The sequence below is a fragment of the Rhizobium sp. 01T437 genome (genome assembly GCF_056398505.1).
This window is the reverse complement of sequence record NZ_JBFTPM010000031.1, coordinates 11396-27492: the sequence shown is the minus strand read 5'-3', so window position 1 is coordinate 27492 and position 16097 is coordinate 11396. Positions and strand designations below refer to the sequence as shown.

Annotated in this window: 15 protein-coding genes and 2 pseudogenes; 9 read left to right on the top strand and 8 right to left on the bottom strand. The window is 56.7% G+C overall.

Going from position 1 to position 16097, the window contains the following annotated elements; genetic code table 11:
* Positions 1-170: 170 nt before the first annotated feature.
* The 3 genes from AC1DM5_RS33475 to AC1DM5_RS33465 all read left to right on the top strand — a co-directional run bounded on the left by AC1DM5_RS33475 (position 171) and on the right by AC1DM5_RS33465 (position 3499).
* Entirely contained in the window at positions 171-1913 is a 1743-nt protein-coding gene (locus tag AC1DM5_RS33475) for a glycosyltransferase family 8 protein (RefSeq protein ID WP_477976709.1), read from the top strand.
* A gap of 35 nt (positions 1914-1948) precedes the next feature.
* Positions 1949-2635, top strand: coding sequence for a glycosyltransferase (locus AC1DM5_RS33470; protein ID WP_477823379.1), 687 nt, complete (start codon positions 1949-1951; stop codon positions 2633-2635).
* Between the two features lie 618 nt (positions 2636-3253).
* The gene (locus AC1DM5_RS33465) at positions 3254-3499 is read left to right on the top strand and encodes a hypothetical protein (protein WP_477823378.1); all 246 of its coding nucleotides are present in this window, start codon (positions 3254-3256) and stop codon (positions 3497-3499) included.
* A 230-nt stretch (positions 3500-3729) separates the two neighbouring features.
* On the opposite strand, the gene AC1DM5_RS33460 is transcribed toward AC1DM5_RS33465, so the two are convergent.
* Complete coding sequence (locus AC1DM5_RS33460; RefSeq protein WP_477823377.1) at positions 3730-4626, bottom strand: LysR family transcriptional regulator; 897 nt, start codon at positions 4624-4626, stop codon at positions 3730-3732.
* A 343-nt stretch (positions 4627-4969) separates the two neighbouring features.
* Here AC1DM5_RS33460 and AC1DM5_RS33455 point away from each other — a divergent pair, with 343 nt between their 5' ends.
* The 4 genes and pseudogenes from AC1DM5_RS33455 (at position 4970) to AC1DM5_RS33440 (ending at position 7812) form a co-directional block, all read left to right on the top strand.
* Positions 4970-5704: an SDR family NAD(P)-dependent oxidoreductase gene (locus AC1DM5_RS33455; RefSeq protein ID WP_477823376.1), complete on the top strand. Its 735-nt coding sequence runs from the start codon at positions 4970-4972 to the stop codon at positions 5702-5704.
* Between the two features lie 108 nt (positions 5705-5812).
* A pseudogene (locus tag AC1DM5_RS33450) lies at positions 5813-6069 on the top strand (NAD(P)-binding domain-containing protein); the annotation flags it as partial.
* A 367-nt stretch (positions 6070-6436) separates the two neighbouring features.
* On the top strand, positions 6437-6790 hold the full coding sequence (locus AC1DM5_RS33445) for an RT0821/Lpp0805 family surface protein (RefSeq protein ID WP_477976707.1): 354 nt from the start codon (positions 6437-6439) through the stop codon (positions 6788-6790).
* A gap of 140 nt (positions 6791-6930) precedes the next feature.
* On the top strand, positions 6931-7812 hold the full coding sequence (locus tag AC1DM5_RS33440; protein ID WP_477823374.1) for an MBL fold metallo-hydrolase: 882 nt from the start codon (positions 6931-6933) through the stop codon (positions 7810-7812).
* A gap of 140 nt (positions 7813-7952) precedes the next feature.
* Here AC1DM5_RS33440 and AC1DM5_RS33435 read toward each other — a convergent pair whose 3' ends face one another.
* Positions 7953-8192: a hypothetical protein gene (locus AC1DM5_RS33435; protein WP_113325434.1), complete on the bottom strand. Its 240-nt coding sequence runs from the start codon at positions 8190-8192 to the stop codon at positions 7953-7955.
* Between the two features lie 166 nt (positions 8193-8358).
* A pseudogene (locus AC1DM5_RS33430) lies at positions 8359-8916 on the bottom strand (ISL3 family transposase); the annotation flags it as partial.
* A 123-nt stretch (positions 8917-9039) separates the two neighbouring features.
* On the opposite strand from AC1DM5_RS33430, the gene AC1DM5_RS33425 reads away from it, so the two are divergent.
* Together AC1DM5_RS33425 and AC1DM5_RS33420 are read left to right on the top strand one after the other, a co-directional pair.
* Positions 9040-9684, top strand: a complete 645-nt coding sequence (locus AC1DM5_RS33425; protein WP_477823373.1) for a response regulator transcription factor — start codon at positions 9040-9042, stop codon at positions 9682-9684.
* A gap of 53 nt (positions 9685-9737) precedes the next feature.
* Positions 9738-10106 (top strand): response regulator transcription factor, encoded by a 369-nt coding sequence (locus tag AC1DM5_RS33420; protein ID WP_477976705.1) that lies wholly within the window; start codon positions 9738-9740, stop codon positions 10104-10106.
* Between the two features lie 34 nt (positions 10107-10140).
* Here the strand turns inward: AC1DM5_RS33420 and AC1DM5_RS33415 are convergent, their stop codons facing one another.
* The 5 genes from AC1DM5_RS33415 to AC1DM5_RS33395 form a co-directional block, all read right to left on the bottom strand.
* Positions 10141-12606 carry a PAS domain S-box protein gene (locus tag AC1DM5_RS33415; RefSeq protein ID WP_477976703.1) on the bottom strand — a complete coding sequence of 822 codons (2466 nt, stop codon included), beginning with the start codon at positions 12604-12606 and terminating at the stop codon, positions 10141-10143.
* A 98-nt stretch (positions 12607-12704) separates the two neighbouring features.
* Positions 12705-13397 (bottom strand): ABC transporter ATP-binding protein, encoded by a 693-nt coding sequence (locus tag AC1DM5_RS33410; protein WP_477976701.1) that lies wholly within the window; start codon positions 13395-13397, stop codon positions 12705-12707.
* Complete coding sequence (locus tag AC1DM5_RS33405; RefSeq protein WP_477976717.1) at positions 13397-14185, bottom strand: ABC transporter ATP-binding protein; 789 nt, start codon at positions 14183-14185, stop codon at positions 13397-13399. Before AC1DM5_RS33405 ends, AC1DM5_RS33410 begins: the two co-directional genes overlap by 1 nt.
* Positions 14175-15107: a branched-chain amino acid ABC transporter permease gene (locus tag AC1DM5_RS33400; RefSeq protein WP_477976699.1), complete on the bottom strand. Its 933-nt coding sequence runs from the start codon at positions 15105-15107 to the stop codon at positions 14175-14177. Before AC1DM5_RS33400 ends, AC1DM5_RS33405 begins: the two co-directional genes overlap by 11 nt.
* The gene (locus AC1DM5_RS33395; protein WP_477976697.1) at positions 15104-16081 is read right to left on the bottom strand and encodes a branched-chain amino acid ABC transporter permease; all 978 of its coding nucleotides are present in this window, start codon (positions 16079-16081) and stop codon (positions 15104-15106) included. Before AC1DM5_RS33395 ends, AC1DM5_RS33400 begins: the two co-directional genes overlap by 4 nt.
* Positions 16082-16097 lie beyond the last annotated feature (16 nt).

Below are 16097 nucleotides of genomic sequence, written 5' to 3'. Positions count from 1 at the left end.
CGCAAATGTTTGAGCCTTAACGCGGTTAAGTTCAGCTAGCTTTTCCGAATTTTCATTGAATATCCAATCTCGATAAGGCTCCTGTCGTCGTTCAATACTGTATATCTCAGGGGGGTGGGATGTCGGTTCTTATACGTAGCAAGGCCATATACGTATTCACGGATGCGCGAATGCTTCCGGCAGCTTGCTGCGCGCTTCTGTCTGTCGCACGCAACAGTCAAAGGAACGATATCAAGCTGATCATCGTCGGCATCGATTTGCCTGAGGACCAGAAAGCTCGGGTTGCGACCTTCAACGCCGTCAACGGCATCGATATCGACGTCGTCGATTTCACCTTTCCCACAGATACGCCCGAGACGGCAGGCCGCTGGCACAAGTCGACGCTTGCGCGCCTCTATCTCGACAAGCTGATGGGCGAGGAGCTGGAGCGCGTTCTTTACCTTGATGCGGATATATTGGCAGTCGGCAATGTCGATCCACTCTTCGATGTCAATCTCAACGGCAAGGCGATCGGTGCGGTTGACGACTACCGCATTGCCTTCCCCGACAAGATCGGACAGCTGGAGCGGGAGCTCGGCCTCGACCCGGGGGCGGGATATTTCAATGCCGGGGTCTTTCTCATGGATTGCGCTGCCGTCCGGGCCGGTGGCTTTTTCGAGATCGCGCGCTCGCTGCTCAGATCAGGGCGATCCTTTGCCTCCAACGACCAGGATATTCTCAATATTGCCTTTCGCGGGACGTGGCAAAGGCTGGACAACCGCTGGAATGTCCAGACCGGTATCATGTCCTATATCCGCAATGCTGTGATCCTGCATTTCACCGGACGCCGCAAGCCGTGGCATTTATCAGTGCAGGCTGGGCAGTCAGCCTATGCCGAGATCTATTCGAGCATGCTTTCGGAAACGCCGTGGTCGGGATTTGTCAGCCAGCGCAGTGGCTTCCGAAAGGCGGCCGACCATCTCCTGGCGCTCGGCAAGCGCGCCGGCGCGATGAACCGCGCCCAACAACTGAAGGCACATTTTGGCGCGGGTGAGGTCCCAAGAGCTGAAACGAGCCCCGGATCCGAAAATTCCGGAAGCCCCGTCTTTCACACGCAGGGCGCCGATACGTGGCGCGCATTCTTCAATCGCTATTCGCACATCGTTCTGGTCGCCAATAGCGAGGCGCTCGATCCGCAGTCGATGCGGACGGAGTTTCCCGGGGATACGTTGTTCGTCTTCTTCAACAAGGTCTACAAGGTTCTCGACGACAGTTTTCCCGGGCATGCCGTTCTTGTGGCGCGCAGCGGCATGATGGGCGCCAATATCGTCCATCGGCGAGAGGTGGACGAGGTCCTAAAATTCTTCACTTCTGACAAGTTCCTCGGCGTTCTGAATGTCCGTACGGCACCGGAGGAGCGCTTCAGCCCCGTCGGCGCATTCAAGGGTGCGACAGTCATGTACAGCGATCTCGAGGTGCTGATGTCCGGGCACTATCCGCCGGACAAGATCCCGACGAGCGGCTTTGCGCTGGTTGTGTGGATGCGCGAGCTTGAGCTGACACCGAAGATCGTGCTCGCCGGATTTTCCGGGAAACGGAGTGCGCGCTGGAAGGTCTTCGACGTTCATGACTGGACATTCGAGCGGATCTATTTCGGGCTTCTAGCGCGAAGAGGTATCATCACCAGCGCCGAACATGCCGGGCCGTCACGCTTCGACCTTCTGACCCGGCATTTTCCGGATGCGGAAAGCGAGGAGATCCAGGCGGGGATCAACGACGCACTCTCCACGCGGCTCGATCATGCGCTGACCCTCATCGACAGCCTGATGTCACTAACCAAATGGCAGCGGGCGCTCGATCAGGCCTTCCGCAAGGCGCGGCCAAAGACCCGCAAGCAGCGCGCGCTCGACCGCCAAAAGAAGCAAGCTTCCTGAAAGCAACACATAATTCGTCCCGAGGAGAAATTGATATGACCGATATCGTCAACATCTATGTTGGTTTTGATTCAAAGGAAGTTGTCGCCCATCACGTGCTATCGCAAAGCATTCTGGAAAAATCGAGCGTGCCGGTGAGAATCACGCCGATCTACCTGCACAATATCGAAAGCACGTTTACGCGTGAACGCAACGCCCTTCAGTCGACCGAGTTCTCCTTCTCGCGCTTCCTGACGCCCTATCTCAGTCAGTATGAGGGATGGAGCCTGTTCATGGATTGCGACATGCTTGCGCGCACGGATATTGCCGAGCTCTGGGCGCTACGCGATGAGCGCTATTCCGTCATGTGCGTGAAGCACGATTACCAGCCCAAGGTCGAAACGAAGTTTCTCGGCCAGGTGCAGACGAAGTACGAAAAGAAGAATTGGTCGAGCCTGATCCTCTTCAATAACGCGAAATGCAGGGCGCTGACGCCTGATTACGTCAATACCGCAACCGGGCTGCAGTTGCACCAGTTCAAGTGGCTCGACGGCGACGATCTGATCGGCGAGCTACCCATCACCTGGAACTATCTCGTCAACGAATATGACAAGCGCGATGACGCCAAGATCGTGCATTTCACGGATGGCGGACCCTATTTCGACGAATACAGGAACGACGATTACGCCGAGGAATGGTTCGCGACACGCGAGCGCATGCTCTACGTCCAGCAGCGTGGCTGACCGGCATGCCGGGCGGATGGGACGCTTACCGAAGGCTCAGCCGCAAAAACGGAGTGACTTCGGGGTGAGCAGGCCTAGTGACCTTGCCCCCAGGTTTTATCCAATTTTTTGTTCTCTCCAGCGGCCTGCCTGACGGAATGTCCTCCGACTTTCGTCTGAAATACCCATGGCGTGAAACCTTGCCTGGAGAAGGCAAACAGGATTTCGCGGGCTAAGACGTCCGGGACATCGTCGCTCGATTCAGCTCGACACTACGACTAGCGGCAAAAGTAACTGGTGGCGCTGGAACGGCGGATTTGCGTTCTAGGTCCGGCACAGAGCCCTGCCGCAGCAAGGCTGGGCTGAGTCCGCCTGAGGCTTCCCGAGCGGCCGAGGATCATTATGACAAGCTGAAGGAACTTCACTGTCGATGACGGCCGTCGACGGCGATAGGAGGGCGCCCCATACTTCAGGTACCGAAGCCATTGCTGCGTTGCGCGAAATTTGGAGACGCGCCGAATCACCTTTGATGATGCATCGGCCGTACCACACCAGCCTGACGATGCAGGGTTGCAGCTTATAAACTTTTCGCGGAGGATGGGTGGCGACCTATAGCGCAGCGAGCGTGGAGGTTCAATCGTGAACGATGGAAACCCCTTTATTGAAGTTGTGCTGGATGGCTTGGTAGCCGTCGTTATCTTCCTTAGTGCGGCAACCGTAGTCGCGATGGCAGCAGCATTTGCCTCTCTCATCAGTCATGTTGCTGGAATTGTGGACGAGCCAGGCGCGACAGGCTCGCTGTTTGCAGCATCTGGCATTCTTTTACTGTCAACTATCTTGTCGGTTCTCGCCTCAATCGCCGCTCAACGTCTCAGCTTCGGCTGATGCCGGCTGAAAAGCCGCGAATGTTACTCAAGCCGAGTTGGGCCAGCGGATCGGTCAGCGCCAAACGTTCGTTTGATAATTTCAGCTGGGTAGAAGGCGCCTCGACGCGACAGAGTTCGAAAAGGTCATCAGAGCGATCGACGCCGATCCGTACTCGATAATGAAATCAGCTGAGTGGGAGCTCGGCTTCCGACCGGATGACGGCAAGTGTCGCCGGCGACTTGCCGGCCTCAGTCGCGCGATATGGACAGCCCGGCGAGAAGCGAGCCGTACGCGGCAAGCCTGCGGGATACGAACTCCGTAAAGAGCCGCACGCGCTTGGTCTTGCGTGTCTCCCCCTGTGTGAGAAGGAAGAGCGTTCCGTACATGTGCAGGTCAGTGCCTGGCACCCTCACCAGTAGCGGGTCGGCATCTCCGACGAAGCACGGCAGTGTCGTCATCCCGATCCCCTGCCGCACCGCGACGATCTGCGCCTCGGCATCTGTGACCCTGAACGGAACCTCGGCGGTGCGAACCTCACCTTCGTAGGCCCAGTCTGGGATTCCATGAATGCTTATGACGATCCAACGGATAGGATCCGGTACGCCCGCACGCCACGCAGCTAGTCGATCGCGGGATATGTAGACGCCTCCGAACAGCTCCGGTCCCTTCAGGCCGTGAAGATTGAGCGGCAGTGTTTTGCGGTCGTAGACGACGCGGATCGCCACGTCGGCCTCTCGGTTGGTCAGATTCGCCAGCTCGCCGGACGACAAGATGTCCATCTCGATGTCCGGATGCAGATGCGCGAAATCGGCGAAGTCCGGCATGAGCAGGTGTGTCGCGAGGGTCGGTGCCAACGTCACCCGCAGAAGCCCGCGTACGCTCTGGTCCCGCCCGAAGACACGCGTCTCCAACTGGTGCGACGACGCTTCCATCTGATTTGCGAGCTCGAGGACCTCCTCGCCTGCAGCCGTCAGGCGGTAGCCCGAAGGCAGCTTTTCGAACATCTGCGCCCCGAGCCGTTCCTCCAGTTGGGCAACGCGTCGCAGCACGGTCGAGTGGTTCACTCCGAGACGCTTAGCGGCAGCCCGCACCGAGCCTCCGCGCGCCACGGCAAGAAAGTAGCGAACGTCATCCCAGTCGATCATGGTGCAATCCAGCACCGCCGGGGTGCGCCTTCCAAAGCCGGTATCTAACGCATCGTACAGCAGTACCGGCGGTCATCATAGCCGATGTCGGCGAGCGTGGCCGGATTCCGAACGGCGGACACCGATCGTCGCAGCTGACGTCAGTCGCCCAACCGGATCAATTTTGCACCACCGATGTGCGCGCTTCTGCACTCAACCCATGACTCCGGCGGACCTATGTTGAGGTTCTCGGGGGCGTCTCCGAACGACCAAAGGCGGAGCTTGGAAGGACAAGTCATCGGAAAAAAGCTTGAGGGTAAGCATTTCTCCAGCTTCCGCACAATTCCAACGAAGGATGCATGACATGAACAGACTGAATGGAAAGACTGCGGTGATCACAGGTGGCGCTACCGGCATCGGCCGCGCAGCGGCAAAGCGCTTCATCGAAGAGGGCGCCTTCGTCTTCATTTTCGGCCGACGGCAGGAAGCGCTCGACGCAGCTCTGACCGACCTCGGGCCGAATGCTCGCGCGATGAAGGGCTCGGTCTCCAATCTGGCGGACCTCGACCGACTCTACGCAGCGGTGAAGGCCGAGCGCGGAATCCTCGATATCGTCTTCGCCAATGCCGGGGCGGGAAGCCCGCTTCCACTCGGCAAGATCACCGTTGAGCACATTGACGAAACCTTCGACACCAATGTGAAGGGTACGATCTTCACGGTCCAAAAGGCGCTGCCGTTGATGGGCCAGGGCGGTTCGATCATCCTGACCGGATCGAGCGCGGGCACCACTGGCGCCCCGGCATTCAGCGCATACAGCGCGAGCAAGGCGGCAGTGCGTAACCTCGCGCGGACCTGGGCGGAGGATCTGAAGGGAACCGGCATCCGGGTAAACGTGCTGTCGCCTGGAGCGACGGCGACCGAACTCGCGAAGGAAGCGCTAGGCGAGGAGGGCCAGAAGGCTTTCGCCTCGATGACTCCGCTCCAGCGCATGGCCGATCCGGCGGAGATCGGAGCGGTGGCCGCCTTTCTCGCGTCGCCGGACAGCAGTTTCATGACCGCCAGCGAGGTCGCCGTCGACGGCGGCCTGGCGCAACTCTGATACGCACGCCCAGCCGGTCTAACGGTCTACGCCCGGCCGGGCGCCAATTCGATTGCTCCACCGTCACTTAACAGGGAGCCTCGCGGGGGCTACGTTCAAGGAGAATCTTTGAGCTGCGCAATTATCGGCTTTGGCAATATCGGCCAGGCTCTGGCCAAGGCGTTTGCCCGTAACGGCGTCGAAGTATGCGTTGCAACAACGCGCGACCCCAAGAGCTTTGCATCTGACGCCGCCGCAATTTTTTGGCTGTCCGTTTCGAGTCGCACCCAGATATCGCGAATGCGCTTCCCACCTGGCAGGCCAAGACCATCGTCGATGTGACCAATGCCTGCGGCGGGTCCCCTGAGGAACTGGGGGGACATCCGAAACAATCTGTTCCACGGTTCAAAGGCTCGATCCAATTCACGGGACAAAGACCTCGTTGAAGCAGGTGTCGTGGTACTTCGCGATGTTCTGCGAGCCTCATCGATATCGATGGAAACGCGAAAAGTCTGTACGGCATGGGCATTCGCGCAGGCAGGGGATCAGTAGCGACCTGCCATCCTTAAAGTCGACCTGTCAGAAATCGTGTTTCGCCCGTTCCAAAGGGCCAGTCTTCGTCAGCGTTGCGCGAGAAGTCGCGGCCGCGTCCGCTGCGGGAGCATTCTCCGGCAAAGGCAATCACTGAAACCTCGCCAGAATGTGAACTATTAGTAACTTGAAATATAAAGGGCAAAACGCTTTATCCGAGCGATGAATCCGAAGCACTTCATCTCGGCAATGAGCATCGCGGCTTTGACGGCATGCTCACATATCGAGCCGCTTGAGACGCCCCTCGCCCGGTCAGCAATCCCGCACCAGGCGCCTTTGACCGATCAAGCGGTGATCGCAGATACAGTCGGTCGCAGTGCTGTCGGTGCAACCGCGCTCGCTTGGGCCAACCCATCGACAGGCAGCGCGGGCGTTATCGAAGAGATCGATGCCAGTAACGATGGACCGGACGGATGTCGCGGTTTTGTAACCAGTCGGCAATCGCTCGACGGCATGACGCGCTTCAACGGCGTAGCTTGCCCGTCTGGGGACAGTTGGAAACTGGGTGGGCAGTAGGGTATCCTACGCCTACCTTAGCTCCTTGAATTATATCCGCGAGAATCGCAGCGGTGGTATCCTCGCGAATTTGCGAGGTTACCTGGCTTGGTAATGGGGACTAAATGACTTCATCGCGCCCGACGTGAAAGGATCTCGTCATGCCGAATTCCAAAACATTGTTCGTGGCTTCGTCTCTGGCGTTGGCTATCGCAGCCTCCGCCTCGGCGCAAATGCCTCCGCAGCAGCCGGACTCAAAAGCCTTCAAGATTGGCTCCCTCGATCTGGTTTCATTGCACGACGCCCAGTTCGTATTGCCGAACGACGGCAAGATCTTCGGTGTCGGACACTCCCCAGAGGAAGTTGGTGAAGTACTAAAGGCAGCACGCGCGCCCACCGATGCCGTCACGCTGAGCGTAGACGCGTTGTTGGTCAAAGCGCCAAAGCGCGTGATTCTGATCGATACTGGGGTTGGCGGAGCTCTGCAGCAGTCCCTCGCTCAGTCAGGCACCAAGCCGGAAGAGGTTACCGACATTCTGATAACCCATTCGCATCCCGACCACATGGGCGGCCTCGTTAAGGACGGGAAGCTGGCCTTCCCCAAGGCAACGATCCGCATGTCCTCGGCGGAATGGGCATTCGCCAGGAAGAACGCCCAGCTTGCAAACATCGTCAAGGTGATCGACGGAAACGTGAAGACCTTCAAGCCGGGCGCGGAGGTCGTGCCACAAATAACTTCGGTCAGCTTAAAGGGCCACACACCAGGCCATGTCGGCTATGAAATCGTATCCGGCAAGGATAAGCTACTGGACATCGGAGACACGGTGCACAGCTCGATCATCTCGCTTGTAAAACCGGAATGGCTGATTGGGTTCGACAATGACGAAAAAGGCGGCGAGAAGAACCGCATCGACACCTTGAAGAAACTAGCGAAAGACAACGAACTCGTATTCACGCCGCACTTCCCCTTCCCAGGCGTGGGTCGCATCGCAGCCGACGGCGATCACTTCTCGTGGGAGCCGAGCGTCCCGGCAGCGAAGTAACTCGGAATTGCCGGGCTTGGAATTGGGGACGTAATTGCCGGCAACCAAAGCCTCATCCCGGAACGGGTCAAGTGACGAGCGTTGCGAAAGGGAACGATGTGACCGCGATTTCCGTGCCGTCCGTCTGTTTGCGTTCGGACTCAGGCAGCGTTGAGATCGGCGATCTCACCATGCTTCGCAAGCAGTCGGGGTGAGCTCATGTCACCGGTCTCTTCGTCGACCATTACTGCATATGCCGCAACGCCAACGAACCTATCCGACATAGACGCCGCGATTTTCTCCGCAGAGGTAGCATTCGAAGCTTGGCGCATCTCCCCCGGAACGAGATTTCCGCGGTTCTTCTTGTATGGCACGATAATGAATTTCTCAGCGCTCGACATCAGAAGGCCTCCTTGTTTGTTCACTCGTTGTTCCCTTCGTCGACCGGAGTCAACAACAATCGGTGATACATCATCATGAAGGCTTGAGACTGACTACTGTCCTGCTGTCGACGACAATCCACAGAGTTCGGACCATGTCAGCGGCTTCGAGAGGTGCGGCTGTGAGCTGATCGCAGACCCGCTCGGCCCGCCGTCGCCTTGCGGCCCACTCCCCGACAACACGAGAACAACCACGGAAGCCTTTGCATTTTAGCTGCAGCCAGAGTTCAGCGCCGTTGTGCTGCCCAGATCTCCAGAGTTAATCTAACAGCGGCAGATAGGCCTCAAGTGAACTTTGTCTGACACGGAACACATCGGTTCTGTGACAGCGGACGATCTGGCGCACTGTTCCGCGGCTATAGCCGGTTCGTCGCACGATTTCCTTTATTGGAACGCCATCGGAGCACAGCTTGCTGATCGTCGAATTCACATCCTCGCTCCTCAGATAGCTGTCATATTGCAGCCGTTCAGTGCAGGTGAGTAGGTTAGAATTGATTGTCGTAGCACCAATTGCGGCACGGATTGCTCGCATGGATTTACGCAGGACGTCGAGGAATGCCGCGCTGGCATTCCCCATCAAATGCCAACGATCTGCGACCTGAACGGCAGGTGGAAAAGCCTTTGCGGCAACTTCACGATAGCCGCCGCCTCGATCGCGGGAAATAATCGCTGTTTCGGGGTGCTCGCCACGTCACTTGAAAAATGCCTGACAAGCGCAACCAAACACACCTAAGTGTGATAGCCTGTATATTGCGCGAATGGTATGTTTTCGCAGATAAAATCGTCCAGCTTAATACCGAGTAAGATCATGACGCACGATCTGACCGATAGAGCCCTGGTTCACATTGTCGATGACGACGAATCTGTACGGTACACTCTTTGTCGACTTCTGCGATCAGTTGATTTGCACGCTCGCACCTACGGATCGGTCACTGAATTCACAAGTCAACCTCTGCCCAACACACCGGGTTGCCTCGTGTTGGACGTTCGCCTACCCGGAGTGAGTGGCTTAGAATTTCAGGGGCAACTCAATAGTCTTGGCATCTTCCTCCCTGTCATCTTCATGACTGGCCACGGCGATATTCCGATGTCGGTACGCGCCATGAAAGCGGGAGCCGTCGACTTCCTGCCGAAGCCTTTTCGAGATCAGGACATGCTGGACGCGATAACCTCAGCAATTGGTCGTGACCATGACCGACGCGTTAACAATGATCAGGCTGCGGATATCTATGATCGGTTCACGCGCCTTACCCCGCGCGAGCAGGAAGTGATGATGTTTGCAACCTCTGGAAAGATGAACAAGCAAACAGCTGGTTACTTGGGTATCAGCATAGTCACGGTCAAAATCCATCGCCGCGCCGCCATGACGAAGATGGAGGCTCGAACACTCCCGGATCTCGTGCGGATGGCCGACATGGTCAGGCCATTGCTCGGCGTAGGCCACAGGCAATAAGCCGGCGCAGGGCGAGCGCCCCTACGTCGGAACAGAAAAAAAGGATTTCAGGAGTGGTAGCGGTAACTTTGGTCGGAATTGTTGACGACGATCGATCACTGTGCTCGTCACTCGTCAGTCTCGTTCGGTCGATGGGATACGAGGCTCGTGGTTTCGAATCCGCCGAAGAGTTCATGAGATCCAGCACGCTCGAGGAGTGCTCCTGTCTGATCACAGATGTCCAGATGCCTGGGATCAGCGGCATCGAATTGACGAAATTCATGACTGTTCAACGGTCGACCGTCCCCGTCATCGTCGTTACTGCTCACGCGGAGCCCGGTCTGGAAGACAGCGCCCTTGCAAACGGGGCGACCTATTTCCTGATGAAGCCCATCGACAGCGACCTTTTGGCCGCCAACCTCTCTAAAGTGATTAACTCTTAGGCGGTCCGCGATTGATCAGACGCGAATGCTGCTCTCAAGCCGGTACGATGGGCAAGTTGACGGAGAAGCAGGCCCCACCGATACTGCTAACGGTATCTGCGGTTATTTCCCCTCCGTGGGCTTCCACGATGGACTTGCATATCCGTAGGCCCATTCCCATTCCGGTCTCTTTCGTGGTGAAAAAGCTTTCGAAAAGCCTGCTGACGTGACCGGGATTGATCCCTACTCCATTGTCCTCAACGGTGAACACCGCCCTGTTGCGAGCGGAGGTCCCGGACCGCACGACGATGTGTGGGTTGCTCCGTTGGGGACGTGGGGCTTGAAGCGCATTTATCGCCAGGTTCACTATAACCTGGTGCACCTGAGTGCGATCCCCAGCTACCACGAGCCGTTCGCGCGATTTCTCATGGGTCACTGTTGCGGAACGTGCCTGGATCTCGTGACGTAAGAATTGCAGCGCTTCCTCTATTACCTCGTCCAAGTCGAGTTGAGTCCGTTCGGGAGGCTTCCCGTTCGCCATTGCCCGAATTCGGCCGATGAGCTCGGCTGCCCGCTTGGCATCATGCAGCATCGAGGTCAGAGAATCTCGTACTTCGTCAAGGTCAGGCTTCGGACGGTTTATCCATCGCAATCCGGCTCCCCCCGCGTTTGCAATTGCGGCCAATGGCTGGTTGATTTCGTGAGCTATCGACGCCGTCAATTCGCCAAGGACTGACAAACGAGCGGCGTGCGCGAATTCCGCCTGAACCTGCTGTAGGCGACGTTCAGCTTCGACACGCGCGGAGATGTCAAGGACACCGACGATGCTGGTATCAGGGTCGTTAGAGAGACCAACGCGCGCTGTTGTTAACAGCACATCTACGATACGTCCGTCGAGCGTCACCATCTTGGTCTCTTCTTCAAAGCTAGTATTCCCTTGGTAACGAGACACCATTGCGCGTCGGAAGGTCCCTGAGCTCTCTTCAAAGGTGCTGACAACGGACTTGCCTTTGAACTGGTCCGCCTCACGGCCACCAAACATCTGGACCCCACGCTCATTTGCTTCTTCGAAAATCATGGCTTCCATGCATGTCCTCAGAAATGCGGGATTCTCATCGAAATAGGCGTCCAGATCCGTCACGCCCTCGGATCTTAGCTGCTTGAACTGTGTAACCAGATTACTGGCGTTAAGCTGCCATAGCGCGATGGGCATCCGGTCGAACAAATAGCGGTACCGCTGCTCGCTCTTTTCGAGCCTCACGTAGGCCTCCTTCTGAGCGGTTATATCCATTACCGCGCCGACGAATTGGGGACTGTTCTTGCTGCCGAAGTCACATCGGGCAACCACGCGAACATGTTTCACGTCCCCATTTGGCATCCGAAGACGATGCTCATGTCTGAAGTCGCGCCGATCGGCGTGGGCTTTAACAAGAAGATCTCGAACAACAGGCAGATCGTCCGGGTGCGTGCGCTCCAGCACAAGAGCCAATGATGGTGTAGCTCCTTCTTCCACGCCAAATATTCGAAAGGTCTCGCCCGACCAAAAAAGCTCATCAGTCGAGAGGTTCCACCCAAAGCTTCCTGTGTTGCTCAGCTTCTGCGCCTCCGCAAGATAGGCCGCCTGGCTCCTGTTCAGCTCATCTTGAGTGCGTCTGCGCTCGCTGATATCCGTATTGCATTCCAGCGTCCCGACGCTGGTCCCGCGATCTTTGAGCCGATGTGACCACCGACTGGAAACTGAAATCTGCTTGCCGGTTCGGGTCGTGTGGATCAACTCGCCTTCCCAACGCCCTGAGCGACGTAACGCATCGTTTATCTCGAGAAGCGATACCGGGAACCTGGTTTTCAGGAGTTCGTGAGCGACCTTTCCTATGGCCTCGTGACGGGACCATCCATAGAGTTCTACCGCGCCACGGTTCCAGTACGTGATAACGTCGTCGGCATCGCGGACAAACACGGCGTCGCTTGTCAGATCGAGTAAACTTGCCTGTTCGCGTTCGGAGACCCCCAAGCTGTGAACCAGTCTAATGAGGCATGCGACACAAAGCGACGAAAGGAGAAAAACAGTCAATGTCGCAAGATCATGCCTGCTGCCGACGACGAACGTGTACAGAGGGTCGACAAACCAAAAGTTCAAGCAGCCGACAGCAAGAACCGAAAAAAAGATCGATGAAATGCAGCTGTCGAACAGCGCAAGGAATACAACGACCAACAGGAGTACAAAAGCAGCAGACGTGAAGTTGAAGCCGAGAGCTGCACAAGCCACGGTGGACAGGCCTATAGCAGCACCTCCCAATAGCCAGAACGCAATAAGCCAGCGATGGCGCTCAATCGGTCCGGCGGCGAGCGGCAACACTGCGCGGCGTCGAAACAGTTCAAGAGTGCTCACGACACCACCATCGTTGGACACCAGCGTATTGCCGCCACTGCTACGAAAGCCAACCACCGCCCTGTGAACATGTCGCTCTCCTTCGATAAATTGTTCCCGTCGCATGACGGTATCGAACGAAGTCAATGACATCAGGGGACGCCGTATACGAGTTTAGTATTGTGAATCGTTGTGAACACGTTTGGCTGTGTTAAGATCCGGCTCGATTACTCGACAGGTGCAAGAGCTAGCTAAAGGTTCGTAAGGGTTGCTCCGTCAACGATCGCTCGCGCCTTTTCGTTGGTCGCACCGCACAAAAGGTAACCCCGATCAGATATCTTGAGTGCGGCGGCGGTGTGCTGTTCCACCATGAGCACGGCGACCCCCGATCGATTAATCGCCTGGATCTGATCAAGAATGCGCTCGACAAACCGAGGGGCCAGACCCGCCGTGGGTTCGTCCAGCAGCAAAATCTTAGGCTTTGGCATCAACGCCCGCGCCAGCGCGAGTATTTGACGTTCACCCCCTGAGAGACTTCCCGCCTTTTGGCGTCGACGTTCTGCGAGTGCGGGGAAACTAGAGTATAATTCTTCGCGTCGAGGACAAAGGGCTATATCGGATCGCGACCTGAGGCCGATCTCGAGGTTCTCGTCCACGGAAAGCGATTCAAACACATTGTCGCTCTGGGGGACATAACCCATCCCGTGCTTCACGAACTCGCTGGGCGGCATGCCTTCTACAAACGTCGAATCTAGCCTGATGGTACCGCTACGCAGCCGTACCAACCCTATCAAAGCCTTTAGAAGAGTTGATTTGCCGGCACCGTTGGATCCGACGACCGCCACGATCTCGTCACGGGAAACAGTCAGGCTGACATTATTCAAGATATTAGGTTCAGCCGGATAGCCGACCGCCAATTTCTCCGCGACGAGGAGCGCTGTCATCAAAGGGACCCGAATTGCAAGTCGCCCATGTAGGCGTCGATAACTCGTGGATCTGAGGTTACGGCTTCCGGGGTGCCCGAGGCGATCACACACGCTTCAACCATGACCAAGACATGATGAGCGTAGGTCATGACCGCCTCGAGATCATGCTCGATAAAGAAACACGTGGTCTTCGACCGGCCCTGTACCGCAATTATCGTTTCGAAAATCGTTGACCGTAAGCTTTCATTCATTCCACTCATTGGTTCATCGAGCAAAATCATAGAAGGCTCGGTCATCAACACCTGAGCCAGGTTGAGAAGCTTTTTCTGACCGCCCGACAACGTGCCCGCATAATGATCTGCCTTTTTTTCAAGTCTCAGTTTCTCCAGCATTTCTTCGGCGGCGGCGCGTCCGATCGCTTCCCGATCACGAACGGATCGCGGCGCGGCGAGCAGTGACGCCAAATGCTCTCCCGGTTGACCCGGACGTGCCACCATCAAGTTCTCCAACACGGTCATTCCGGAGAAAACTCTCGGAAATTGAAAAGACCTTACCAAGCCGAGGCGTGCAATACGATGGGGCGGCATGCCCACGATACTCTGCTGGTTGAAAAGGATTTCGCCCTCATCCGCCCGAATATGTCCGGTGATCAGATCGAACAGAGTGGTTTTTCCCGCGCCGTTCGGGCCAATGAGCGCTGTCACAGAACCGCGCTGAATGTCGAAGTTGACATTCGAGACGGCCCGCGATCCGCTGAAGGCTTTGGAGACACCTGCTACCCGCAGGATGGGCATATCAGTAATCATGGTCACGCGCTCGTTCCCTGCTGTTGCCCAAGAAACCATAGGGGTAAACGCGACTGAGGACGATCAGCAGGAATCCAACCACTATGAAGCGGAGAGATGCCTGCTGAGTCGCAGAGAGCGACATCTCGATGAGCCGTGAACCCTCCATCAGCGTCCAAAACACGACGCTTCCCAACACCACTCCCCAGTAGTTTCCAAGGCCGCCAATAAGCAGGATGACAAACCCGAAGAACGTATAGGTTGGATCGAAGATGCCTGGATATAAATATGTCACATCGAGAGCGATGAAAAATCCGGCTACCGCGGCTAGTGCTGCACCTATCGCCAGAGATTGCATCCTGAACCACAGCGTGTTTTTTCCCAACGCGGCGATCGCTCCCTCGTCATCGCGAATGCCGCGAAGCGCTCTGGACCAGGGTGTCCGCTCGAGCATCTTCATCAGTCCCGTAAGTACCGCCAACGTGATCCACACAAACAGGAAGAGAGGGATTTGCTTGTATTCTCCAAGACCAACCTCGGAAAGTAACAAAGCGATCCACTCGCTGGCCGACCGCCATTCCATATCGAAACCGATCAAGCCCTGGTTGCCGCCGCTGAATTCAGTGTTTTGCAGGATGTGCCGAATGATCTCAGCAAACGCGATCGTCACGATTGCGAACTGATCCGGCCCGAGCCTGCTCGTTGACCATCCAATTGCCATCGCAGCTGCAACAGACAAAACCAGAGAGGTCGAAAATGCCAACCACAAGGAAAACCCGGCTTCCGCCACCAGTATCCCTGCCCCGTAAGCACCGATTGCCATAAACCCTGCTTGGCCGAAATTCAGCAGACCCGTGATTCCGGTGTTAAGCTGGAGCCCAAGCGTGAGTATTCCGTAGATCCCCGCGATTACCCCGACATTGATCCAGAAATCCACGCTCATGGGCGGCGCTGCGCGCGAGCAAAGATGCCGCGAGGTACGGCAAGTAGCATGATAACGAGGAAGACCAGAGCCACGAGGGTTTTCCATTTTGCACCGAGCAGCAAAGTAGACCACTCCTGCGAGAGGCCAATCACCAAGCCCCCAAGCATTGCGCCGTAGATATTGCCAATTCCGCCAAGCGTGGTGGCGGCAAGCAAGCTGAGCAACAAGGTCACACCGAAGTTTGGATTGAAACTCCCGACAGCTGTCGCATAGACAATGCCGGCGACGCCAGCCAGCAGGCCCGACAAGAGTGATGTGACATCTATGGTGTGCTCGACACCGATGCCGCAAACTTCGGCAAGCAGACGATTGTCAGAAACCGCCCGCATCGTCTTCATCGCACCGCTGATCCGTAGTCCTATCGCAAGCATTGACAAAGCTGCCAGGGCCATGACGAAACCGAGAGCCTGTTGGGTCCCCACGCGAAAAGGGCCTAAAACCATCGTCGACAGGACGTCAATATCGAACGATCTTGACTCGCTGCCGCCAAAAAACTGAATCGTGAAGCGAATGAGAAAGCTTAACCCCATTGCGGACAAGAAGCATTGAAGAGTGCTTGCGCCAGCATTCCGGAGTGGGCGCCAGACGAGCTTTTCGGCCACAAGCGAGAGAAGCGCCGTCCCCAGGGTGGCCAGCAGCACCGACAGCGGCAACGGCGTACCCAGCGCGGTGAACATCAACGTGAGGTATGCCCCAGCCACGAGAAAATCACCATATGCGAAGTTCACGAGCTTCATTACGCCCATTATAAGCGTCAGCCCCATCGCACCGAGGCCTAGGTAGCTGCCCGTTATAAATCCGTTGATCGTCGCTTGCGAGACTTCCACGGTTCCAAAAAGGGCAATCAAGCAGAGGAAGATAATGAAGAGAGATACCAGCAGTTTCGCCGGTTTCGGCACTTTCGTAAAGTGAGCTAGCGTGGTCGCTGACACTCTCAAGCCTCGGCCA

Bases quoted from the DNA above. Each gene is read 5' to 3' on its own strand.
- AC1DM5_RS33445 (WP_477976707.1), top strand. From the start codon at position 6,437: ATGAATCCGAAGCACTTCATCTCGGCAATGAGCATCGCGGCTTTGACG.
- AC1DM5_RS33470 (WP_477823379.1), top strand. From the start codon at position 1,949: ATGACCGATATCGTCAACATCTATGTTGGTTTTGATTCAAAGGAAGTT.
- AC1DM5_RS33405 (WP_477976717.1), bottom strand. From the start codon at position 14,185: ATGATTACTGATATGCCCATCCTGCGGGTAGCAGGTGTCTCCAAAGCC.
- AC1DM5_RS33410 (WP_477976701.1), bottom strand. From the start codon at position 13,397: ATGACAGCGCTCCTCGTCGCGGAGAAATTGGCGGTCGGCTATCCGGCT.
- AC1DM5_RS33475 (WP_477976709.1), top strand. From the start codon at position 171: ATGCTTCCGGCAGCTTGCTGCGCGCTTCTGTCTGTCGCACGCAACAGT.
- AC1DM5_RS33435 (WP_113325434.1), bottom strand. From the start codon at position 8,192: ATGTCGAGCGCTGAGAAATTCATTATCGTGCCATACAAGAAGAACCGC.
- AC1DM5_RS33440 (WP_477823374.1), top strand. From the start codon at position 6,931: ATGCCGAATTCCAAAACATTGTTCGTGGCTTCGTCTCTGGCGTTGGCT.
- AC1DM5_RS33460 (WP_477823377.1), bottom strand. From the start codon at position 4,626: ATGATCGACTGGGATGACGTTCGCTACTTTCTTGCCGTGGCGCGCGGA.
- AC1DM5_RS33455 (WP_477823376.1), top strand. From the start codon at position 4,970: ATGAACAGACTGAATGGAAAGACTGCGGTGATCACAGGTGGCGCTACC.
- AC1DM5_RS33425 (WP_477823373.1), top strand. From the start codon at position 9,040: ATGACGCACGATCTGACCGATAGAGCCCTGGTTCACATTGTCGATGAC.
- AC1DM5_RS33415 (WP_477976703.1), bottom strand. From the start codon at position 12,606: ATGTCATTGACTTCGTTCGATACCGTCATGCGACGGGAACAATTTATC.
- AC1DM5_RS33400 (WP_477976699.1), bottom strand. From the start codon at position 15,107: ATGAGCGTGGATTTCTGGATCAATGTCGGGGTAATCGCGGGGATCTAC.